The 20,996-nt window shown below is 43.8% G+C and carries 24 protein-coding genes; 7 read left to right on the forward strand and 17 right to left on the reverse strand.

What is annotated here, in order from left to right:
- Positions 1-9: 9 nt before the first annotated feature.
- Positions 10-1,101 (reverse strand): sulfate ABC transporter substrate-binding protein, encoded by a 1,092-nt coding sequence (locus EKN16_RS14730; protein ID WP_125666284.1) that lies wholly within the window; start codon positions 1,099-1,101, stop codon positions 10-12.
- A gap of 439 nt (positions 1,102-1,540) precedes the next feature.
- Here EKN16_RS14730 and EKN16_RS14735 point away from each other — a divergent pair, with 439 nt between their 5' ends.
- Positions 1,541-2,560 (forward strand): sulfate ABC transporter substrate-binding protein, encoded by a 1,020-nt coding sequence (locus EKN16_RS14735; RefSeq protein WP_125658475.1) that lies wholly within the window; start codon positions 1,541-1,543, stop codon positions 2,558-2,560.
- Positions 2,561-2,684: 124 nt separating this feature from the next.
- Here the strand turns inward: EKN16_RS14735 and dnaI are convergent, their stop codons facing one another.
- From dnaI to EKN16_RS14755, 4 genes are all read right to left on the reverse strand, one after another.
- Positions 2,685-3,641, reverse strand: a complete 957-nt coding sequence (gene dnaI, locus EKN16_RS14740) for a primosomal protein DnaI (RefSeq protein WP_125666286.1) — start codon at positions 3,639-3,641, stop codon at positions 2,685-2,687.
- Positions 3,642-3,665: 24 nt separating this feature from the next.
- On the reverse strand, positions 3,666-5,219 hold the full coding sequence (locus EKN16_RS14745) for a replication initiation and membrane attachment family protein (protein WP_125658477.1): 1,554 nt from the start codon (positions 5,217-5,219) through the stop codon (positions 3,666-3,668).
- A 160-nt stretch (positions 5,220-5,379) separates the two neighbouring features.
- On the reverse strand, positions 5,380-6,237 hold the full coding sequence (locus EKN16_RS14750; protein ID WP_125658480.1) for an alpha/beta fold hydrolase: 858 nt from the start codon (positions 6,235-6,237) through the stop codon (positions 5,380-5,382).
- Between the two features lie 57 nt (positions 6,238-6,294).
- Positions 6,295-6,600, reverse strand: a complete 306-nt coding sequence (locus tag EKN16_RS14755) for a YuiB family protein (protein WP_125666288.1) — start codon at positions 6,598-6,600, stop codon at positions 6,295-6,297.
- A 155-nt stretch (positions 6,601-6,755) separates the two neighbouring features.
- On the opposite strand from EKN16_RS14755, the gene hemQ reads away from it, so the two are divergent.
- Entirely contained in the window at positions 6,756-7,502 is a 747-nt protein-coding gene (hemQ, locus tag EKN16_RS14760; protein WP_125658483.1) for a hydrogen peroxide-dependent heme synthase, read from the forward strand.
- A 55-nt stretch (positions 7,503-7,557) separates the two neighbouring features.
- Here hemQ and EKN16_RS14765 read toward each other — a convergent pair whose 3' ends face one another.
- Both EKN16_RS14765 and EKN16_RS14770 read right to left on the reverse strand, forming a co-directional pair.
- Positions 7,558-7,815 (reverse strand): hypothetical protein, encoded by a 258-nt coding sequence (locus EKN16_RS14765; protein ID WP_125658486.1) that lies wholly within the window; start codon positions 7,813-7,815, stop codon positions 7,558-7,560.
- A complete protein-coding gene (locus tag EKN16_RS14770) occupies positions 7,815-9,008 on the reverse strand; it encodes an NAD(P)/FAD-dependent oxidoreductase (RefSeq protein WP_125658489.1) in 1,194 nt (397 codons plus the stop codon). Before EKN16_RS14770 ends, EKN16_RS14765 begins: the two co-directional genes overlap by 1 nt.
- A 366-nt stretch (positions 9,009-9,374) precedes the next feature.
- Here EKN16_RS14770 and EKN16_RS14775 point away from each other — a divergent pair, with 366 nt between their 5' ends.
- Together EKN16_RS14775 and EKN16_RS14780 are read left to right on the forward strand one after the other, a co-directional pair.
- Positions 9,375-10,310, forward strand: a complete 936-nt coding sequence (locus tag EKN16_RS14775; RefSeq protein ID WP_221226781.1) for an NAD(P)/FAD-dependent oxidoreductase — start codon at positions 9,375-9,377, stop codon at positions 10,308-10,310.
- An 88-nt stretch (positions 10,311-10,398) separates the two neighbouring features.
- Positions 10,399-10,650, forward strand: a complete 252-nt coding sequence (locus EKN16_RS14780; RefSeq protein WP_125658495.1) for a hypothetical protein — start codon at positions 10,399-10,401, stop codon at positions 10,648-10,650.
- Between the two features lie 29 nt (positions 10,651-10,679).
- Here the strand turns inward: EKN16_RS14780 and sda are convergent, their stop codons facing one another.
- Entirely contained in the window at positions 10,680-10,814 is a 135-nt protein-coding gene (sda, locus tag EKN16_RS14785; protein ID WP_375782077.1) for a sporulation histidine kinase inhibitor Sda, read from the reverse strand.
- 263 nt (positions 10,815-11,077) lie between these two features.
- Positions 11,078-11,752, reverse strand: coding sequence for a YheC/YheD family protein (locus EKN16_RS14790; RefSeq protein ID WP_125658500.1), 675 nt, complete (start codon positions 11,750-11,752; stop codon positions 11,078-11,080).
- Positions 11,753-12,010: 258 nt separating this feature from the next.
- Here EKN16_RS14790 and EKN16_RS14795 point away from each other — a divergent pair, with 258 nt between their 5' ends.
- Positions 12,011-12,955, forward strand: a complete 945-nt coding sequence (locus EKN16_RS14795) for an aldo/keto reductase (RefSeq protein ID WP_125658503.1) — start codon at positions 12,011-12,013, stop codon at positions 12,953-12,955.
- Positions 12,956-13,075: 120 nt separating this feature from the next.
- Here the strand turns inward: EKN16_RS14795 and EKN16_RS33030 are convergent, their stop codons facing one another.
- The 6 genes from EKN16_RS33030 to EKN16_RS32235 form a co-directional block, all read right to left on the reverse strand.
- Entirely contained in the window at positions 13,076-13,558 is a 483-nt protein-coding gene (locus EKN16_RS33030; RefSeq protein ID WP_375782078.1) for a NucA/NucB deoxyribonuclease domain-containing protein, read from the reverse strand.
- Between the two features lie 345 nt (positions 13,559-13,903).
- Positions 13,904-14,893 (reverse strand): sensor histidine kinase, encoded by a 990-nt coding sequence (locus EKN16_RS14805; protein ID WP_164522801.1) that lies wholly within the window; start codon positions 14,891-14,893, stop codon positions 13,904-13,906.
- Positions 14,894-14,966: 73 nt separating this feature from the next.
- Positions 14,967-15,662 carry a response regulator transcription factor gene (locus EKN16_RS14810; RefSeq protein ID WP_125658512.1) on the reverse strand — a complete coding sequence of 232 codons (696 nt, stop codon included), beginning with the start codon at positions 15,660-15,662 and terminating at the stop codon, positions 14,967-14,969.
- A gap of 18 nt (positions 15,663-15,680) precedes the next feature.
- Positions 15,681-16,331, reverse strand: coding sequence for a phosphatase PAP2 family protein (locus tag EKN16_RS14815; RefSeq protein ID WP_125658515.1), 651 nt, complete (start codon positions 16,329-16,331; stop codon positions 15,681-15,683).
- Entirely contained in the window at positions 16,328-16,924 is a 597-nt protein-coding gene (locus tag EKN16_RS14820; RefSeq protein WP_125658518.1) for a class I SAM-dependent methyltransferase, read from the reverse strand. Before EKN16_RS14820 ends, EKN16_RS14815 begins: the two co-directional genes overlap by 4 nt.
- A gap of 193 nt (positions 16,925-17,117) precedes the next feature.
- Positions 17,118-17,291 (reverse strand): hypothetical protein, encoded by a 174-nt coding sequence (locus EKN16_RS32235; protein WP_164522802.1) that lies wholly within the window; start codon positions 17,289-17,291, stop codon positions 17,118-17,120.
- Between the two features lie 307 nt (positions 17,292-17,598).
- Here EKN16_RS32235 and EKN16_RS14825 point away from each other — a divergent pair, with 307 nt between their 5' ends.
- On the forward strand, positions 17,599-18,090 hold the full coding sequence (locus tag EKN16_RS14825) for a hypothetical protein (RefSeq protein WP_125658521.1): 492 nt from the start codon (positions 17,599-17,601) through the stop codon (positions 18,088-18,090).
- A 223-nt stretch (positions 18,091-18,313) separates the two neighbouring features.
- Here the strand turns inward: EKN16_RS14825 and erpA are convergent, their stop codons facing one another.
- A complete protein-coding gene (erpA, locus tag EKN16_RS14830) occupies positions 18,314-18,676 on the reverse strand; it encodes an iron-sulfur cluster insertion protein ErpA (RefSeq protein ID WP_125658524.1) in 363 nt (120 codons plus the stop codon).
- Between the two features lie 114 nt (positions 18,677-18,790).
- Positions 18,791-19,435 (reverse strand): PAQR family membrane homeostasis protein TrhA, encoded by a 645-nt coding sequence (gene trhA / locus EKN16_RS14835; protein ID WP_125658527.1) that lies wholly within the window; start codon positions 19,433-19,435, stop codon positions 18,791-18,793.
- 353 nt (positions 19,436-19,788) lie between these two features.
- Between trhA and mqnE the strand changes: the two genes are divergently transcribed.
- Positions 19,789-20,892, forward strand: a complete 1,104-nt coding sequence (mqnE, locus tag EKN16_RS14840) for an aminofutalosine synthase MqnE (RefSeq protein WP_125658530.1) — start codon at positions 19,789-19,791, stop codon at positions 20,890-20,892.
- The last annotated feature ends 104 nt before the right edge of the window (positions 20,893-20,996 follow it).

Here is a 20,996-nt window from a genome sequence, read left to right on the forward strand (position 1 = left end):
CGTTTCGCATTATGAGCCTGGCGTATAGATTTGATCAAACACGCCGCCATCTGAAAAATGTTTCTTCTGTGCTTCTGCCCAACCACCAAAATCATCGTTAATGTTAAGCATTTGGATATCTGGGAATTGATCCTTGAATTGCTCGGCTACAGAAGTTAACTGCGGACGGTAAAAGTTCTGTGCAATAAGCTTCTGAGCTTCTTCTGTATAAAGGAAATCCAGGTACGCTGCTGCGACTTCACGGTTCCCGTCTTTATCGACATTCTTGTCTACAACTGCTACAGGCGGTTCAGCTAATACACTGATCGATGGATAGACGATATCAAATTTGTCCGGACCCAATTCTTTTACAGATAAGAGAGCTTCATTCTCCCAAGCCAAAAGAACATCGCCAATTCCTTTCTCAACGAAAGTTGTTGTTGATCCGCGAGCACCTGTATCTAGAACCGGAACATTCTTATACAGCTGACCTACGAATTCTTTTGCTTTATCTTCATTACCATCATTCTTGTTCATTGCATAACCCCAAGCTGCTAGGTAATTCCAACGCGCACCACCGCTTGTTTTTGGATTTGGCGTAATCACCTGGATGCCAGGCTTCACAAGATCATCCCAGTCTTTAATCTGCTTCGGGTTTCCTTTACGAACAAGAAACACGATTGTTGACGTGTATGGTGAGCTGTTGTTATCAAACTTCTGCTGCCAATCCTTGTCGATCAGACCTTTACCGGCAATAGCATCAATATCATAGCCAAGCGCCAATGTGACCACATCGGCCTTCAACCCATCGATAACTGCACGGGATTGAGCACCTGAACCGCCATGTGATTGTTTGATGACAACCTCTTGGTTTTTTTCTTTCTTCCAATAATCGGCGAACAATTTATTGTAAGCTGTGTACAGCTCGCGTGTCGGATCATAAGAGACATTCAGCAATTCAACTTTTTCTTTCGGTTTAGCGTTATTCGTTTCATTCGAAGCTGTTCCTTTATTCGTGGTGCCGTTTGTAGAATTGCCATTGCTGCCGCAGCCGGTTAAAGCGATGGCCAGTACGATAAATGTAATAAGAGCATGTAACGGCAAACGATTTTTCTTTTTCATGTTTGTCATGTAAAAGCACCCCTAGTTTCTAATAGTTACAGATAAATTTGATAATGCCGTATACTCCCGTGATTGCGGACAGTAAACAAAATTATTCCTACCTGTTTAGTTGGTTATGGAAGAATAATAGCAACGGACAAGCTTAGTTGTCAACTCCTTTTTTTATTATTTTGATTGAAGCTATAAGATCTACTTATACATAGTTGAAGGAAAAATAAGGGTGTCCATTATTTTCATAAATTATCAATTCATAGTTGACAGGTGGGAATTGTGGGTTTATGATAATTCCATCGAGCCGACCGGTCCACCGGAGGCCCCGAATGATCAGGCTGTGCAGCTCATGCGCATCTCATTTGGGGCCTCCTTTTGTTCGTTATTAACCGGCTCAGCATACGAGGCAAATTTTATCCAATTCATTTATTCAGGGGAGAGATTGAAGATGAAGAAGAGATTACTGATCGGCCTTACTATTTTGACACTGGTGCTATCGCTCGGATCCAATGCTTTTGCAGCAGTAACTAAACCACAGAAGCCAGATATTGAACTACTTAATGTATCCTATGATCCAACCCGTGAGCTTTACGAGCAGTACAACAAAGCCTTTGCAGATTATTGGAAATTTAGAACGAATCAAAAAGTGACGATTAAACAATCTCATGGCGGTTCCGGTGCTCAAGCTCGTGCCGTTAATGATGGACTAGGCGCTGACGTTGTCACACTGGCACTTGCTTATGACATTAACGCAATCGAGAAAGCAGGACTTATTAATGATGGCTGGGAGAAACGTTTCGCTCATAACAGCTCCCCGTACACCTCAACGATCGTCTTCCTTGTACGTAAAGGAAACCCGAAGAAAATCAAGGACTGGAGCGATCTCGTTAAGAAGAATGTTTCCGTTATTACACCTAATCCAAAAACAAGCGGTGGCGCTCGTTGGAATTTCTTAGCGGCATGGGGTTATGCATTGAAACAAAACAACGATAGCGAGGATAAAGCAAAAGATTTCGTTACCAGCTTATATAAGAATGTACCCGTACTCGACTCCGGTGCTCGCGGTTCAACAACGACTTTCGTAGAACGAGGAATTGGTGATGTTTTGCTGGCTTGGGAGAACGAAGCTTACCTTGCCCTTAAAGAGCATGGAAGTGATTTTCAAATCGTAACACCTTCCTTCAGTATTCTTGCAGAGCCTCCAGTTGCCGTCGTCAACAAAAACGTGGAGAAGCATGGTACACGTGATGTAGCCAAAGCCTACCTTGACTATCTGTATACGGATGCAGGCCAACGCATTGTAGCTCAAAACTACTATCGCCCAACTAACTTGAAAATCGCTGCAGAGTTTACGAAGAAATTTGCAAGACTTGAATTAACGAACATTCAAGCATTCGGTGGCTGGGATAAAGCACAAGCCAAATTCTTCGCGGATAACGGCGTATTCGACAATATTTACGGTAAATAAAAATGTTCTACTTTGCCAATAGCGCTATCTTCGGGTGGTATTTATTCCAAATAAGGAAGTACAACAAAAAGCCGGGAGCTCAATGCTCCCGGCTTTTTGTTCGTTATACAGTCGAAGAAATCTATTAGCTTGTTCCACGCTTGTTATGCCCCGTTACAAAAACGGTCTCTACATAGGGCCGTATTCGGTCCATTAGCCGCTGTCCCTTATGCAGCTCGTCTCCGTCCTTATTCGTAAAGCTGAAATGCTTCTCAAGCGCATCCAATCCATAGTTAGAAGTGTAGAAGGTCGGCTTCCGATTCATCCGATAGTTCAGAATGGCTCCCAGTACATGATCTCTAACCCACGGGTTCAAGTTCTCTGCACCAACGTCATCGAAGATGAGCAGATCTGTTTCTTTCATGAGATCTACCATTTCCTTGAGCTTACCCTGCTCATGCATCAATGATTTCAAGTCTTCTACAAAATCGGGCATATAGACAATCGCGCCCGTATAGCCAGCCTTCGCAAGCTCATGCAGCATGTAGCACATCAAGAAGGTCTTCCCCGTTCCGAAACTTCCGGCTAAATACAAGCCTTCTCTTTGAAGACCATGCTCCTGCGTTTTACTTATATAATTGAGGACCTGTCCAACGGCTTTCATCCGCTCCATATCCTTAGAGACAATCTCATCAGCGGAATATCCCTGAGATAATGCCCGCTCATCCACGTAAAAGCTGCGCACACGACTTCGAATCAAGTCTTCACTTTGTCTAGTCAACAACTTCTTACAGGATTTCTTGCGGTCGGACATCTGCACAATACCGTTAACGGTTTCACAGGAGAGAAGGGTATAATGGCCTTCATAATCATTCGGACAGCGGTCAAGTCCCGGACAATTCGTGCAATTCCGGTATTCTTTCGTATATTGGTACACGCGGTTCAGGTTCAGCTTAATTGTCGCATCGTCGAGCTCTGGGTATTTGGCACGCAGCCGATCTACCAGTGGATCTGCGAGCAGTCCAGACATTAGCTTCTCCGCCTGTTGAACCGCATTATTGCCATTGGGCAGCTGTTTAAGCATTTCGCCAAGCGATTCCATTGCCATTTCTTAAGTCACCTCAGATCACGTTGATTGACCATCTAATTTGCGTGCCATCCTGCGTATTTCTTCCATCTCCTCCTGCGAGAGAGCTGTCCCCCCGCTAGGTGAGTTCTGAATAATCGAGATGGATGGCTTGCGGCTTGTACCTGCGCGAGCTCCTCTTGCATTTCCTCCGCCTTTGGAGGCATTACTGGTACCTACTGTTGTGCCGCTCTCACGGCGACGTTCCTTATCTTGCTCCAGCTTGACTTGTTCCCTAACATAACTGACAGCCTTCTCGAAAGAATCAATTTGCTTCATCAGCATATTGGATGCAACTGCATCTATGTATGTTTTGGTGACACGCTGTGCATCATTAAGGCCAAGTACGTAATGAATAAGAACATTAATAACGGATCCTTGAAGGCGATAATTAAGATCGATAATTTCAAAAACACGAATGATCCACTCTGGGACGGCTCCTGGGAAGAAGCGAGCAATAAACCGTGTATGCGGCTCATTCCGCATTAGCATATTATATTGATGAATGTCGCACCTAGCAGCAAGCTGAGTCGGCACTTCCATATAAAATTCAATTTGAACAGCCACTTCTTCGGGCATATCATCATTGGATGAATCTTCGGTTGTATCCTTATCTATGCTGTCTTGGGCAGCTGATGTTCGTCCATATATGCGCAGCCGTTCATCATTGCGCTTACGATCCTGATGATACATTTGGTTCGCGCGCAGCTGCAGCTCGTCCATAATTAGCTCACCGCTGCTCGTAAATACATGATCTTCATCTAGCAGTCTGCACAAATCGACAACAGTCAAACCATATTTATACGCGACATAGTTCAGCTGTGCAAGCTGTTCTTCATCCCCGCGAAGACGCTCAACATGACGTCGGTTCGTTGAATTACGCGGAAAGCGCATAATGATCTCGCCATATTGAATACCAGCCGTCTCAAACTGTGGTTTAGGCTGTGCTTGTCTTGTCGGGGCGACTTCAGTAAGTGCCTGTTCAAGCTCCAAATCGATGCCTTGTGTATTGAGCCGAAACAGTTCATAGAAAGGAACTGTAATATTCTCCTTCTGAAGCTCGGCACCTGCCAGCTCATCCGCTTCCTTCGCATAGAATGATTCACGCAGCGCAATTACGGAATGCTTCCCAACTTTATCACGCAAGAGCAGTGTTAAATGCGGGCTCCCAAAAAACTCGTCCGGCGTGAGCGGCTTAACCAGCTCGTATTCATAAATAACATCATCGCTATCCTCAACACCAAGCCGCGATACCTGCAGCAGACCTACAGCCTCAAGACGAGAAGCGTGCACAACGAGCTCCTGTCTGCCTTTCTCGTTCATATCCAGTCCAAGACCAAGGAAAAGCTTACGTTGCGGCTCGAGCGGCGAATAGCCTACCCGATCGTCAGCAACCTGCTGGTAGAGCTGTTGATAGAGGCCAGCAGCGAATGCACCAATCATCGGCTGATAGATAAGACCAAGCATTTTGCGATCTACCGCGCTTAGCGAATAATCACGAAAAATGTAATATCGATGATGCTCTGTAAATTGATGCAAGTTACCAATCCGCATCTTATCGACTCCATCCGTTTCAACTTGTTCTACTATTTTAACATAAAAGAGTAGCATTATAGAGGCGCGAAAAAAAGAAAATTCCCCCGAATGAGGGAACTTTATGATACTGCTATCTGATATCAGAGAAGTCTGCATACTAATTCTTCACCAAATCCAGTTAAACCATCTGCTCCTCCACACCATGGCTTACGAGATCTTCCAGCCATTCACTGCGCTCTTCAAAGGTATCCACTCGCTCTGGCTGCTGCTGATTGGCCAGCCACATTCGCATAACAAAAGCTGTCTTAGTCGTCTCCTTAACAAGCAGCTGACGCTGCGCACCAACAACTCCAAAAAACTCCGCATTGGGCAATTGGCCGTACATATGCTCCGACAAGCTTCTGCTAATCTGATCTTCAGCTCCACATAACAGCAGCATCGGCTGCTTGATGTGATGCAGCTCTCGATCAAAAGAAGCGTTCAAGCAAGCCTCCGCGTATTCTTTCCATTTAATCGGATCACCCTGCATGGCCTGTTCGAACAGCGTACTAACGACTGCTTTATTCTCCGTTTCCATTCTAACTGCTTGCTTCACAATTGAACTCTTCGCCTTTAAGATGCTTGAAATAAAGGTCGCCTGCAGCTTTGATCTGGTGCTGATATCGGTGTAAGATGCAGCTCCTGAGATCAGGATACCCCCACAGAACCGTTCAGGGTATGTGTATAACGCCATAATAATAGGAAAAGACGCTGCTCCATATCCGCAGAGATAAGCTTTTTCCACGTCGCATTGATCTAGTACATGCTTCATATCCTCTGCGATAAGAGCAAGTGAAAGCCTTGCAGGACCCGATTCGCTTGCCCCATGTCCACGAATATTGAAGGCTATTATCGGCCCGGCTGCATCTAGCTCCGTATTAAGATTTGAAAAAAGTGCACTGGTAATACAAGGCGGATGGACGAAAACAATAGGTATCCCTCCCGCTCCTTGCTGTTGATACTCGATGGCAACATCCCCAATATGAAAAAACGGCATCGCGCAACACCTCGGATTTTTACCCTTAGTATGGCCGAGCCGCTAGGTTGTTCATGATTAGAACATTTTGTAACCGCCGCGCCGAAGGGCACGAATCGTTGCACCGCTAATATAAGCACCAATGAGGGCACCAATTGCCGGCAAAATGTCAACGAAGGTAAATGCACCAAAATTGCCTGCAAACGACTTCTTATCATCCCAGGTCTGCCAAATGAATATTGGGAGCAGCACGATGATGAACAAGTAAATTGGAAACCATGTCGTTTTGAGAAGCATATTTAAAATAAACCCGATTCCAAACATCATAACGAAGAACAAGACCGTCGCAATGATAAGCTGTAGGAAATCAACATCTGAATTCATACCGTTTCGTATTCCCCTTTCACTACGAATAGTGTAGTAGATGACTGATAGGAAGTCAATTTGATTTGCCATGTTGTCACAAGACCGTCATTTGCTCTACATTGTAACGTTACGTTACAATGGGGACAACAAGTACATTTAAGGGAGAGATCAACATGAGTGAAGCAGCTCAAACGCTGGAAGGCTGGTACGCCCTGCACGATTTCCGTTCGATAGACTGGGTAGCTTGGAGATTGGCAGATCCAACTGATCGCAATACCGCTCTAGATGAGCTTCAATCTTTTCTTAAAGAATGGCAAGCTGTAGAAGAAGCAGGCTCTGGTAGCACGGCATTCTATACGATAGTGGGTCAAAAAGCTGATTTCGTTTTCATGTACTTGCGTGAAACGTTAGAAGAGCTGAATGCCATTGAAACAGCGTTCAATAAGACAATATTCGCTCAATACACGGTTCCTGCGCATTCCTATGTCAGTATCGTGGAGCTCAGTAACTACATGGCTCCTCCAGGAACAGATCCGCTGCAAAACCCAGACATTATCGCACGTATTAAGCCTGTTCTGCCAAAATGGAATCATATCTGCTTCTACCCGATGAATAAACGTCGTGAAGGAAACGATAATTGGTACATGCTCAGCATGGACGAGCGGAAGACTATGATGCGCAGTCATGGCATGATTGGTCGCGGATATGCAGGTAAAGTGAAACAAATCATTACAGGCTCTGTTGGCTTCGACAACTGGGAATGGGGCGTAACGCTGTTCGCTAATGATGCTCTGCAGTTCAAGAAGCTTATTTACGAAATGCGGTTCGATGAAGTTAGCGCTCGCTTCGGCGAATTTGGTGAGTTCTATGTCGGCAACCTGCTGACCGAAGAAAAGCTCGCACAATTCCTTAGTCTTTAAAAAGCAAAAAGCGGTTGAAGTGTAGCTATCTCTACACCTCAACCGCTTTTCTTTATTAATCCTCGTCGTCGTCCTCTTCCATCAGCCTCTTGGCTTCCAGATAAGCTTCTGTCTGACGATCACGCTCTCTGCCTTTTTCCTTCAGCCGTTCAATGGCTGGAAGAATGAGAATATCGACTTCCTTTTGCACTGTATATGCCAAGTCATGACGGGTTTGGGATTCCAAGAAGGAGCCAACCTCCATCAGCGCGTTGTATCTGTCCAGCTCGTCGCGTTTCAAGAGTCCTCGGACCTGTACGCTGCAATGGCGCATTATAGGAATTTCCCTTTACGAACAACTAACGGAATTCCACCGATGATGTATAAGTAACGGATGTCGATCGCTTTCTTGAGCAATGCAGCTACGCCGCCCTTGTATTTCTTGCCGAAAGCAAGACCGACCGCTTCGCCTTTACCAAGGGAAGCCACAGTACCTTTGTTTTTGAACTCGAATTTCTTAAGTGGCTGGTTACGAATCGAAGCAACCAAATTATGCGCACAGGTAACCCCTTGCTGCATCGCAATTTGGGCTGTAGGCGGGAAAGGACGACCTTCCTCATTAAACATCAGTGAGTTGTCACCCACAACGTAGATGTTGTCATGGCTAGGAACACGCAGTGATTCGTCAACCTTCACACGTCCACGCATGGTTTCAATGCCCGCTTCTTCAATCAGTCGGTTGCCGCGTACGCCAGCCGCCCAGATCACAGTTGCAGCTTTGATTTCTTCGCCTTCACCGACGATAACACCGTCAGCCGTGCATTCTTTAATTGCCGTTCCAATGCGGAAGGTAACGCCCTTCTTCGTCAGTACGTTCATCGCGTACTCAACCAGCTCCGGATCAAAGCCCGGCAGCGCACTTGGAGCTGCTTCTATGTTGTAAAGCTTTACGAGTGATGGGTCAACGTCATTTTGTTTAGCCAGTTCAGGTAAACGATCAGAAAGCTCCCCTACGAACTCGATTCCTGTGAAGCCAGCACCACCGACAACGAAATTTAAGAAATCGGTACGGTGTGGTTCACGCTTATAACGGGCAAACTGATACTCAATATGCTCGCGAATCAAGCGAACGGAGTTAATGCTGCGGATGTTCATGGCATGCTCAAGCATACCTGGAATACCGAAGGTTTCTGGCTCGCCGCCAAGTCCAATAACCAGATAGTCATAGGAAAGCGTGCCGTCCTCCAGAATGACTTTCTTATCTTGGGTACGAATTTGTACAACTGTCGATTTGACGAAATCAATTTTGAATTCATCAATCAGTTTCGAAATGCTTACACGTGCATTCTCAGTCTTATCCGTTCCTGCAGCAGGCATGTGCAGATGTGTAGTAAAATAATGATAGTCATGCTTGTTTACAAGCGTGACATCAGCTTCATTGTAGTTAAGTTCCTTCTGAAGACGAAGTGCAGTTAGAACACCGCCATATCCAGCTCCGAGAATAACGATTTTCGGTATGTTGCTCATCGCACAATCCCATCCATTCCTAAATTCTTTTTATTTGTACTTTGTGAAAAATTACACAATCTCAGACGAAAGTTCGTATTTTATCCTGTAGTTTGTGAACAGAGTAGCGCTTTTATGTCAAACAAGCGCACCGTTTCGACAAAGCCTTGTTATTACCTCACATGATACAAACTTTCATGCAATAATTCAAGGGTAAAAGTATACGAAAATCTTTAGAACAACATACAATTTTGTTATTTCCATTAGGCTTGTTACAGGATTATAATGTACGAATAGATTGAACTTATTGGAGGTGCCATCGTGTCAAACTCTGCTACACAACCTATCTATGTTGATATCGCGATTATCGGGGGTGGCCCCGCTGGAATGTTTGCTGCTTTTTATGGCGGAATGCGTCAAGCTTCGGTTAGAATCATCGAAAGCATGCCTCAGCTCGGCGGTCAGCTTGCTGCTCTTTACCCAGAAAAACACATTTATGACGTTGCTGGATTTCCCAAGATCACAGCTGGTGAGCTGGTCGAACAGCTTAAGAAGCAGATGGAACATTTCAAGCCTGATATATGCCTAGAAGAGAAAGTGCTTGAAGTGATTAAGAGGGACGAGCGTTCCTTTGAGATCATCACCGATAAAAAAACTCATTTTGCCAAAGCGGTCATCATAACCGCCGGAGTTGGCGCTTTTGAGCCTCGTCGGTTGGAGCTTGAAGAAGCCGTCGCCTTTGAGAAAAATAATTTGCATTACTTCATTAATGATCTAAGTCGTTTCCATGGGCAGCATGTCCTTGTGAGCGGCGGTGGTGATTCTGCCGTAGATTGGGCGCTCATGCTTGAACCAATCGCTGCGAGCGTCACCCTGACGCACAGACGGGATAAATTTCGTGCACATGAACATAGCGTAGAGAACCTGTTGAATTCCAAGGTGCAAATATTAACTCCCTACGAGATAACCTCACTGCAAGGAGATCAGCATATCGAGACCGTTGTTCTTCAAAACTCGAAGACGCAAGAAATCAAAGAAGTAAAAGTCGATGCCGTTATCGTTAACTTCGGCTTCATCTCTTCTCTGGGTCCGATTGCAGAATGGGGACTTGCTATCGACAACGGCTCCATTATTGTTGATTCTCGAATGGAAACGAACATCCCCGGCATATTCGCCGCTGGTGACGTAACGACTTATCCAGGTAAGCTGAAGCTTATTGCGGTAGGCTTCGGTGAAGCACCAACTGCCATTAACAATGCAAAGGTATATCTGGATCCAACTGCAAAGCTATCCCCAGGACATAGCAGTAATATGAAAATGTAAGAGGCATGTATTTGAAACGAAACAGGGTATCCTAAGCTTAGCCAATAAGAGCCGTTTCCATCGGCATAGGCAAAGGAGGATACCCTTTATGTTATGTCCCATTTGTAATGGATTGGAGCAGCTTGCCGCAAAATGTCCTTCATGCTTGAAGTTGACGAACGACTATGGCCAAATAGCCGATTTCACTGCTCCCTATGCGCCTTATCAACAGGATTCAGACACTTCCTACAGCATGGAGACGATGATTTCTAATTTAGACGGTGAACGCAGCTGTAAACATGTCCTATATTGTCCGAATTGCGAGAAAACCTACGAAGCAACGGTAATGAAATGGCACTAACGATGTTATTCTTCAAAAACTGCATGATGCTAAGCGGTAATACGAGAAATATCTGGATTAAGTTCTCTACGTAATAGCTCCTCATTCAACAATCGGATGAATTCAGGCTCCAAATTAAATAAAATGGCCGAATGGTACGCATCCACTAAGACCTCATCGGACAAGATTCCCATCTCCTCACACTCCCTTCCTTTTTATTCCTGTTCATCTTAGCATGTCTCTTTTATCAGAACAAGCGTTCCGGTTATCCACAATTTGATGTGGACAGCATGTGTGTAACTTGTGGGTAATCGTCGAATAAACAGGAATAGCAATGAGGATTATGTGGATAGGTTTATACACAGCCTTTCTATTTACAATTCCAATAAAAAAGTTTGATGGTACTCTATGAATCTATCAATCAAATATATTAAATCCTATTAACTATTTATTGAGGCCTTGTATTCACCTCAAAAATCCACAGCTTACCGCTTTGATCGATACCAAAATCGAATCCCAGCTGTCCGATCCCGGGAAATTTATTCTGCAGCATCTGTGTAGATAACTTTGTTAAAGTTCGCATTTGCTGTTTCTTAGAAGAGACGGCTGCTGCTGATAATGAACGTCTAATGCCCTCAGAGCCCGACATTCTTGTGCCTCCGCGACATAAATTTGTTACGAACAATCCTGGTTTTGCTAACCTTCCTACAATAGCTGTAATGGCCCATCTGCCGCCCGCTTGTTTCACATGCTTCACGCGATAGTCAATCGGTCTGCCTTGAATGGTTGCCAGCCTGATCCCTTTCTGAATCATATATCTTCGTCCATTGCGCATTGCATTCAAAGATTGATAGCAAGCATCAAAACCAGTAAAATGTTTCGTTCTTGCATAATAGGTGTACTTGTACCCGCTGCCTTCATGAGAAACTTTAATAACGCCATGCCCGCCTGCGCCGCACACCGGCTTGATGACAACCATGCCGTGAGCATGTAGCATGCTCCGCATATTCGCCTTCGTAAACATTCGTGTTGGAGGAATATGCGGTGCTATTTGTGAATGAGATAACAACACCGCTGTCTTGGCCCATTTACTGGCTAACTGCCTTCCATGTCCTTTGCCCATTAACAGTTTCCCCTTTCGTTCCATACTACTAACTAATATATGCCTCATAACCATCTATCTCTTGGATGATTGAAGGGGGAAACTCGCCTGATTCAATAGCCTTATAGAATAGGTGATTGATTAAGATCGCCTTTCCTCTTGCACTGCACTTCCTTATAATAAAAGGAGGAATAGCTGCTTCGACGCTTCCTATTGCGAGCGGCTTTTTGCTAAAAATCTGTAGATGAAGTACAAAATAACCTTTAGGAGCGTGAACAAATGAAATATCGAAAACTTGGCAAGAACGGACCAGAAATATCCGTCATCGGTTTTGGATCATGGGCGATTGGCGGGGCGGGCTGGGTAAGCGCTTGGGGAGATCAAGACGATAGCTTGTCGATTGACAGTATTCGCGCGGCATTGGATGCAGGGGTTACCTTTTATGATACAGCGGCTGTGTACGGATTGGGCCATTCGGAAGAAGTACTTGGAAAAGCGCTTAAGGGTGATCGAGATAACGTAGTTCTAGCTACAAAATGCGGACTTGTATGGGATGAGAACGATACGATTACGCTAACGGGGGCTTACGACTCTATTATTCGTGAAGCGGAAGCATCTTTACAGCGTTTAGGAACGGACTATATCGATCTCTATCAGATGCACTGGCCAGATTCCGAGATACCTGCTGAAGAAACGATGCGAGCGATGGAAAAGCTTATTCAGGACGGTAAAGTCCGCTATGCCGGAGTCAGCAACTATAATGTCGAGCAGCTTGAGCAATCGCTTCAGGTACGTCATGTCGATTCGCTGCAGCCTCCTTATTCCATATTGAGACCCGCTGCTGAGCAGGAGCTTCTGCCTTTCTGCCTAGAGCACGGAATCGGGGTTGTCGCCTATAGCCCCCTTACTTCGGGACTACTATCAGGCAATTATACATACGAGACCACTTTCTCAGAGGGTGACTGGCGTTCCCGTAACAAAGCTCATACCGGAGAAGGCTTGCGCGCGAATGTTGATAGGGTTGAGAAGCTCAAAATAATCGCAGCACGCTTAAACTTAACTATGCCCCAGCTTGCTGTCGCCTATGACCTCGCTCATCCAGCCATCACTAGTGCGCTTATCGGTGTGCGTAAGCCAAGCCACATTCTAAGCGTATTATCTGCTGTTGATGTTGTCCTAGATGAAGCTATACTTGCTGAAATTCGTGCGATAGCAGCAGAGTAAACAGAACTCGAATAGAAACGCAGAAAATCCCTCATCAACTGATTCTGTATAGTAGCGATAGCCACGATACGTCAGTTGATCGAGGGATTTTGTGTTGTTAGACATTGTTATGGTTAGCCCTTATTTAACGATGAATAATATTTGAGTTCCATCCTCGTATTTCTCCAATTGATTGCTAACCCAAGAGCCCGCTCCTCGATTATCTGAGGGATCAATGTACGCGATATCAGCTCCAGTCCCACCCTCGGCGCACATCGCCATCGGCCATTCATCACGGTCATACCCCTTCTTAGTCGGTACGCCTTTGAGAGAATGTTTGCGATTCTCTTCAGCTTGCTTGCGATCAATCGTGCAGATTGATGATTCCCCAGAAGCGATGGCATTCTTGATGTGCTGACCTGTTTCGGGAAACCGATCTTTAGGGAAGTACAAGGTGTGTTCACTAGTAGTGGAGCCATTATTAGTTGTTGCTGTTACTGGCTGCTGTGACTTCTCGGTTGTGCTCTGTTGATGCAGCTGTTGATGCAGCTGTTGATAAGCAAGACATAAAAGAACGATGACAAGTAGAATTAATGATGGTACTTTTTTCTTTTTCCTTTTCACGCTGCGACTTTCCCCCTGTTGTGGTTTACATTCCCAAATTGTAGCACAGGGTGAATCGTAATTGAACATTAATTATATTGTGATTCCTTGTACGGCTCTAAACCATAATCAGTGCTGGCCATCACGAAGTACCTAGCGAAGCGGACGGAATCGTTCTGAAGAAGCGATAGCGTTCGCCTTTGTCTCCTTATTTCTACCCCTAAGGGATAGAATCAAGAAATAGGGAGACAACAGCGATCGTAAGAATGATCCGTCCGCGCAGCGGCCTTCTATGCACAATACTTTAAATTTATCAAGCACTTATTTTAGTGTTGAGCCGTTATTTCCTCGGAAATAATTGTCGCATTAAGAACTTTGCAATTCGATACAGAATTTAAAATGACCGTTATCATGCTCCAGCCAAATCCGGCCCTCGTGCAGCTCCACAATATGCTTCGCTATGGAAAGGCCAAGGCCAGAGCCAGAAGGCATATTCTTATCATTGCGTGATGGCTCACCTTTAAAGAAACGTTCAAATAACTGCTCTTCAACCTCTTGGCTGATTGGCTTGCCATCATTCTCGACAGCAATTATTATGCTGTCCTCTTGCGTCAGGAGTGTGATCCTAAGCTCAGACGGACGTTCAGAAAATTTAATGGCATTCCAAAACAGATTATCGATAGCCCTTACGATTTTCTCAACATCCATAATGATTTTAACCGGTACTGGAGGCAGGCTTTTGTGAATGGATATTCCGTGTTCCCTAGCTACTGGCTCAAACTCAGAAATCATTTGTTCCAGTACTTGATTAAGATCAACCTCTTGTAAGGATAGCCGTACCTCTCCACTTGTAAGCCGCGTATACTCAAACAGATCATTAACAAGCTTATTTAACTGCTGGATTTTATTACAGGCATGATCAATATAACGTTCTTGCTCCTGTACATCTTGATAGGCATGTGTCTTTAATAAATCCAAATAGCCAATAATACTCGTAAGCGGTGTTCTCAAATCATGAGAAACAGATGTAATGAGCTCCATCTTCGACTTCTCTAGATAACGCTCCCGTTCTACTTGCAGTTGCAAACGTTCAGCCATGTTGTTTATATTCTGGGCTACTGTGCCAAGCTCATCTAGTCTGGTTAAGGGAAGCCTGTAGCCCAAATCGCCACCCGCTATGGCATTCAATCCATGTGTAATCGCTCGGAAATATTGCATGATAGGGCGAGTTAATAAGAAGAAGGACATAATAAAAAGGAAAAGAAAAGTGCCAATTGATAGTATTGAACTAATAAAACCATTCGGAATTTCATTCAAAATGTAGTAAGTGATAAACAGGTTCAATATTATAGTCATGATCATCCCCAGAACGAACGACCACAGCATTTGGCCTCGAATACTTCTTTCACTAATTAAGAAAGTCCACATTCTATTTCTCAATCTTATACCCCACTCCCCATACGGTCTTAATATATTGGGGTTCTCTCGGGTTCACTTCGATCTTCTCACGAATGTTCCTAATATGAACCATGACCGTATTGTCGGAGTAATACGCCGTTTGATCTTTCCACACATTCTGATAAATTTTATCGATGCTGAACACCTGACCCCGATAGGTAGCTAACAATTCAAGAATAGCAAACTCTATAGGGGTCAAAGCTGCTTCCTTGCCGCGGATGGTAATCGTATGAAATTCCTTATGAATAACAAGATCATCCACACAAATTTCCGATTGATCAGAGCTTTGGGATAGGCTAGAAAAACCCCTTCCTCTCAGCTGTGCCTTCACCCTTGCAATTAATTCGAGTGGATTAAAGGGTTTAGTGACATAGTCATCTGCTCCAGTGGAGAGTCCCATGATTTTATCCAGATCCTCTCCCTTGGCGGAGAGCATGATGATTGGAATATTCGATAGCTCTCTTATTTTGAGGCAGGCCTTAATCCCGTCCAGATTAGGCATCATAATATCCAATATCATCAAATGGATCTTCTTTTGCTGAACAAGTTCCAAAGCCTGTATGCCATCCTCAGCCTCAAGTATGTGATACCCTTCATTACGCAAATAAATATGAATGACATCACGAATCTCTCGGTCATCATCAACAACAAGAATGGTCATACTCATCGGAATCATCCCTCTCGGTCATTTCACAACATTCTTATTCTGTAATAATAAACCATATTCTGCCGAGGGAAGCAACCATTTATCCACCACAAGGGTCAGCAACTCCGATAATAGAATCGCGCCAATAAGATCAAGCAGAACATGCTGCTTCACAAACAAGGTCGATAGAATAATGGACCATGATGTTAAAGTAATTAGCCACTGCGATGTTCTAGATAACCCCGTACAGGCAGCCAATCCCTTAATCATCAAATAGCTGGTTAGTACGTGAATACTCGGGAAGCAATTATAGGGGCCGTCAGTGTTATAGATGAATTGAACAAGAGAGTCAAAGACACCTTGGCTAGTAATCACGGGACGCGGTACGGTAGTTTGAAAAAAGTAGTAAATGATATAACAGCCAATCAGACCCAGACAGAGTGTGAGAAGTGTTCGATAGTATGCGCGTCGACTCTTTACAAACAAGACAATCAATATCGTAAATATAAAGGGATACCAAATCACATAAGGAACGATAAAAGCAGGTACGAAGGGAATTTGTTTGTCCAAGTCTGTCATAAGACTAGCGACATCACTTCCCCCATGATTCAAGAGCCCATAACAGATATTCAAGATGGGGATCGCCAGCAGCCCTAACAAAGGCATCAAGCCTCTAACTGATATTCTCATGATCGTTCCACACTTTTCTTCTTTTTACAAACATAAACAAAAGCTGGTGGGACATTGAGAGGTACAAATTGAATGTCAATGACATCAAAATGTTCTTCCAGCTGCTTCTTCATTTGCTTAGAATATTGAAAGGCAATAAACCATCCCTCATCCTTCAGCGATTCAATGATCTGCTCCACTAGTTTATCGCGAATAGCTTGAGGAAAATTATAAAAGGGAAGTCCACTGATGATACAATCCACATGCGAGAGTTCTTCGAGCTTCAAGACTGTCTGCAGCTCCTGACAATCCTCATAGCACGAGAAATTTCTATATTGTTTTTGCAGCTCCTTGCGGAGATGGGTATCTTTCTCAAATAATAACACCCTTGTGTGGATCCGTTTGGCAGCATGAATGTACTTGGTTATAGCTCCTGTACCCGCACCTAATTCAGCCACACTATAGACTTCATTCCATGGTACGGCATCAACCATCTTCTTCGCCAGAAACTTTGAGCTGGGTGTTACACTCCCGATCTGTCCAGGTGTTTGCAAGAATCGATAAAGAAACAACAGCTTCTCCTGGAAGCCTGATTTTTTCGTCTTCGCTAACATATGAATCCCCTCCTTTAACTAACAAATCTAATCTTACCGAATAGATCTGATGATTAAGGTAGGGGAAATCTGAATTAATTCTGAAGAAATCGATGAACATAAAAATGACCCTCAACATGCAATAGTCGCAGAGACTATAAACATCCTGAAGGCCATTATTATTAAGAACGGGTCTGACGCTTAAAGAATCGAATTAGTTTAGAAAGTAGCTTAGTGCAATTTCTACCTCTTCAACCGAGACATCATTAATTCCTTTATCACTATTCGTCTTCCAAGTCTCGTACTCATCTTTCTCCATATAAACACAAATACTAAATTTCCCCATCTTGAACGACACCTTATAGCCTACGAATTTATCATTCAACATTTTATCCTCACAACCTCTTATATCTGTCTATTTTATCGATCTCATCTATAACCACTATAGCTCTGATTTGGGCGAAGGACAATGACTTATTTCACCATCGGCAGCTATAACACTATATGCGACAATTAGCGCTTTACGTTCTTTCTTATATGGAGCGCAATGACTTTCTTTCCAAACACCTTTCCACAGATTAAAGCTCGCATGCGGAAAATAAGGATGATGACAAGTCCTTTTTTTCTGTTTATTGCTTTTGGAAAATCCGTCCAACAGTTATAATGATTTATTGGAAAGGGGTACGAAAGATAAGATGACAAAAAAAATATTTGTTGTGTGTTCCATATTCGTTACTATATTATCGGCGGTCTTCATAACTTCTATTTGGATTAACAAAGAAGAAAAGGGGAATCTTGTGTATGTCTTCGATAAGAGTATATTAAATGACTATAAAATCGGAGCTGGACTTGTTTCGTTTAATTGTACCATTGTGGTGAAAAATAACTCAGATGATAAGCTGCACTTTTCAATGCATCCAGATTGGTCTAATGAAATAGGCTTAGTTTCGGAAGCTTATGAGCAGGAAACTATTAGCCGTTTTGAGAAGGTTCATATTATTGAACCCAATGCAGAATCAAGCTTTGCCGTCAATTTCACGGTTCCTTTCGGTGGTAATAAAACAAAGAAAGATAGATTGCCTCCAAAGAAAATTGATTTCATACTCTATGACTATAAAATACTTGAGAAGGATGCGGACGTCTTGAGAAAGGATCTGCAAGAACATACTTCTCCCCGTTTCCAATAACCAAATCTAACACTTGATCAAATGTAAATTGTGCACGCTTAACACGCTTTTTTAACCTCACAAAAAACGACCACATGTACGATATTAGCGGTCTAATATCGTACATGTGGTCGTTTTCCACAATCCTCCAACACCAATTCCGAACTGCTCATCACCTTAGCTATCGCAATAATCAAGAATAGTTAATCGCTGAGAAACATTGATACTACGCAGTTTCTTACAATTAACATTCCCCAGCTTCAGCCGGTTTCCCCGCATCCGCAGCTGTACGGAAGCTCGATCCACATCCGCATGTTGCAGATGCGTTCGGATTATTGATGGTGAAACCGCCGCCCATAGCCGACTCCTTGAAGTCGATTTCGAGGCCGTTCAAATATTTGATGCTGTCGGTATCAACGACAACCTTCAGTCCGTCAAATTCCAATGCTTGATCGGTATCATGCTGCTCATCATCAAAGCCCATACCGTAGGAAAATCCGCTGCAGCCGCCTTCTTTAACGCCAATGCGTAAAAATAAGTTCGGTGTATCCTCAGCATCAAGCATTTCTTTTATTTTCTCATTCGCGTTTTCGCTAATGTTAATCATACGTTCCCCTCCTAAAGGTTTTCGTAGAAAACTCCACTCATCACAAGCATTAAGACGTGTTACTTACTTTTTATTATACTCCACTTTATTCATTGTCTCAATACGTACGCCGACCTACCAAGGCAGAATGTACAGTAATATCGCAAAGAAATGCAGAATAGAGCCACCAAGGACGAATAAATGCCAGACCGCGTGATGATAAGGAAAGCTCCGCCACATGTAGAAAACGGTACCTAACGTATATAACAAACCGCCCGCGATAAGCAGCTGAAGACCATGCGGTGCAAGATGTGTACTGAGCGGCCCCCATGCGAACACGATCAGCCATCCCATAAGAATATAGAGAATCGTCGATGTGAATAAAAACTTGGATGCGAAGAATGACTTAAATATGACGCCGCAGACTGCAACTCCCCATACAATACCGAACAGTGTCCAACCCTCAGTACCTTGAACCATATGAAGAAGAATCGGCGTATACGTCCCTGCGATGAATAAGTAAATACAGGAATGATCCATAATTTCAAAAACATTCTTTGCTTTCCCTTCTGGGAAGCTGTGTACAAGTGTAGAACTGATATAGAGCAGCAGCATCATGGTTCCATAAATCGTGAAGCTTACCACATGAGAGGCATTTCCTTTTATCGTTGCAAAAACAATTAACAGCACGAGCGCAGCTACGCTGAGCACCGCTCCAATACCATGCGTAATGGCATTCGCCACTTCTTCCCTGCGTGTATACGTATGAGTATTCGCCATTGTTCACCTCATTATTTCAGCTTCATATGCACCAGTCAGACTTACTTCGTTTCTATTATACTTCAATTCGTTCTACGACAAAAGAAAACGAAGCCAAACGCTGCCCAAAATGAGCGTGCTCGACTTTACTCGACTTTTATGGTTGCCGCTCTCGGTACAGACGTTTATAATAAGGACAGTTCAATAGTTGTGATTGCCCAATACAGATCGATCAAGTTCCTTTTTTCACAAAGTTTGGAGCCGATTACTATTATTCGCGAAATCGGCTGTAATCTGGCTCATGCGCGACAACATTATACCATATAATCCGGACCCTATTTAGACAGTGCCCGGCGGACTAGGAGGAAGCCGTCATGAACATCGCAATACAAACCGAAGATATCCAAATGCAGCATATCGTTGAGAAAGTTCGCGCAGGCGAACGCTTAACCCAAGCAGACGGCGAGTTTCTATACCGTTCCGACGATCTGCTTACGATTGGACAGATGGCCAACGAAGCGAATCTGAAGAAGAATGGCCGCAAGGTTTATTTTATCGAGAACATGAGCTTATATTTCACGAACGTCTGTGAAGCCCACTGCGCATTCTGTAATTTCCGTAAAGACCAGGGTGAAGAAGGCTCCTACACACTATCAGGTCAAGAAATGATTGCTTATGTCGAGCAGCATATTCACCCAGGTGTCCGTGAGTTCCATATCGTTGGCGGTCACAATCAGCATGTTCCATTTCAATACTACGTCGATTCTCTAAAAGCGTTGCATGATAAATATCCCGATGTCGCGCTTAAAGCTTACACAGCGGCTGAAATTGATTTCTTTTCTCGGATCAGTGGGCTTTCTTATAAGGAAGTTATTCAAGAGCTGATGAAGGCGGGGTTACAAAGCCTTACTGGCGGAGGCGCCGAAATTTTGTCGGATGAGTATCGCAAAAAGATGAAGGTCGACAAAGCCGATGTTTCACAATATCTTGATGTTCACCGTACTGCACATAATTTGGGATTGCGTACCCACACTACGATGCTTTACGGTTCTGTTGAGAAACATGCGGATCGCATTCATCATATGGTTCAAATTCGCGAGCTTCAAGATGAGACGAATGGCTTCCAAGTATTCATTCCTCTTTCCATGCAGCCGATCAGCCCAAAAGCCGGTATTCGTCGACGCAATTCTGCATTCGAGGATCTCAAAACGATCGCGATAAGTCGCCTAATGCTTGATAATTTCCAACATATCAAGGCTTATTTCATTAACATTGGTACGCAATTGACCCAGGTTTCCCTTACTATGGGCGCATCTGATGTACACGGAACAATGGTCAAAGAACGAATTAGCCACTCAGCAGGCGCATTAACACCAGATGGCATTACGCGTGAGGACTTAATTTGGCTTATTAAAGGCGCAGGTCGAATTCCTGTTGAGCGTGATACGTTCTATAATGAAGTAAAGGTGTACGAATAATTTATTTTTCCAGCAAGACAACCAAGATCGGGCATCATGGCTGAGAAGTATTTCGCGCATACTACTCATATAAAATGACGAAGCACGGCACTATTTTAATGCAT

Origin of the sequence: Paenibacillus baekrokdamisoli (genome assembly GCF_003945345.1) — a bacterium.
Lineage (GTDB): Bacteria > Bacillota > Bacilli > Paenibacillales > Paenibacillaceae > Paenibacillus_Z > Paenibacillus_Z baekrokdamisoli.

Bases quoted from the DNA above. Each gene is read 5' to 3' on its own strand.
- EKN16_RS14730 (WP_125666284.1), bottom strand. From the start codon at position 1,101: ATGAAAAAGAAAAATCGTTTGCCGTTACATGCTCTTATTACATTTATC.
- EKN16_RS14735 (WP_125658475.1), top strand. From the start codon at position 1,541: ATGAAGAAGAGATTACTGATCGGCCTTACTATTTTGACACTGGTGCTA.
- dnaI (WP_125666286.1), bottom strand. From the start codon at position 3,641: ATGGAATCGCTTGGCGAAATGCTTAAACAGCTGCCCAATGGCAATAAT.
- EKN16_RS14745 (WP_125658477.1), bottom strand. From the start codon at position 5,219: ATGCGGATTGGTAACTTGCATCAATTTACAGAGCATCATCGATATTAC.
- EKN16_RS14750 (WP_125658480.1), bottom strand. From the start codon at position 6,237: ATGCCGTTTTTTCATATTGGGGATGTTGCCATCGAGTATCAACAGCAA.
- EKN16_RS14755 (WP_125666288.1), bottom strand. From the start codon at position 6,600: ATGAATTCAGATGTTGATTTCCTACAGCTTATCATTGCGACGGTCTTG.
- hemQ (WP_125658483.1), top strand. From the start codon at position 6,756: ATGAGTGAAGCAGCTCAAACGCTGGAAGGCTGGTACGCCCTGCACGAT.
- EKN16_RS14765 (WP_125658486.1), bottom strand. From the start codon at position 7,815: ATGCGCCATTGCAGCGTACAGGTCCGAGGACTCTTGAAACGCGACGAG.
- EKN16_RS14770 (WP_125658489.1), bottom strand. From the start codon at position 9,008: ATGAGCAACATACCGAAAATCGTTATTCTCGGAGCTGGATATGGCGGT.
- EKN16_RS14775 (WP_221226781.1), top strand. From the start codon at position 9,375: ATGTTTGCTGCTTTTTATGGCGGAATGCGTCAAGCTTCGGTTAGAATC.
- EKN16_RS14780 (WP_125658495.1), top strand. From the start codon at position 10,399: ATGTTATGTCCCATTTGTAATGGATTGGAGCAGCTTGCCGCAAAATGT.
- EKN16_RS14790 (WP_125658500.1), bottom strand. From the start codon at position 11,752: ATGGGCAAAGGACATGGAAGGCAGTTAGCCAGTAAATGGGCCAAGACA.
- EKN16_RS14795 (WP_125658503.1), top strand. From the start codon at position 12,011: ATGAAATATCGAAAACTTGGCAAGAACGGACCAGAAATATCCGTCATC.
- EKN16_RS14805 (WP_164522801.1), bottom strand. From the start codon at position 14,893: ATGACTATAATATTGAACCTGTTTATCACTTACTACATTTTGAATGAA.
- EKN16_RS14810 (WP_125658512.1), bottom strand. From the start codon at position 15,662: ATGAGTATGACCATTCTTGTTGTTGATGATGACCGAGAGATTCGTGAT.
- EKN16_RS14815 (WP_125658515.1), bottom strand. From the start codon at position 16,331: ATGAGAATATCAGTTAGAGGCTTGATGCCTTTGTTAGGGCTGCTGGCG.
- EKN16_RS14820 (WP_125658518.1), bottom strand. From the start codon at position 16,924: ATGTTAGCGAAGACGAAAAAATCAGGCTTCCAGGAGAAGCTGTTGTTT.
- EKN16_RS32235 (WP_164522802.1), bottom strand. From the start codon at position 17,291: ATGTTGAATGATAAATTCGTAGGCTATAAGGTGTCGTTCAAGATGGGG.
- EKN16_RS14825 (WP_125658521.1), top strand. From the start codon at position 17,599: ATGACAAAAAAAATATTTGTTGTGTGTTCCATATTCGTTACTATATTA.
- erpA (WP_125658524.1), bottom strand. From the start codon at position 18,676: ATGATTAACATTAGCGAAAACGCGAATGAGAAAATAAAAGAAATGCTT.
- trhA (WP_125658527.1), bottom strand. From the start codon at position 19,435: ATGGCGAATACTCATACGTATACACGCAGGGAAGAAGTGGCGAATGCC.
- mqnE (WP_125658530.1), top strand. From the start codon at position 19,789: ATGAACATCGCAATACAAACCGAAGATATCCAAATGCAGCATATCGTT.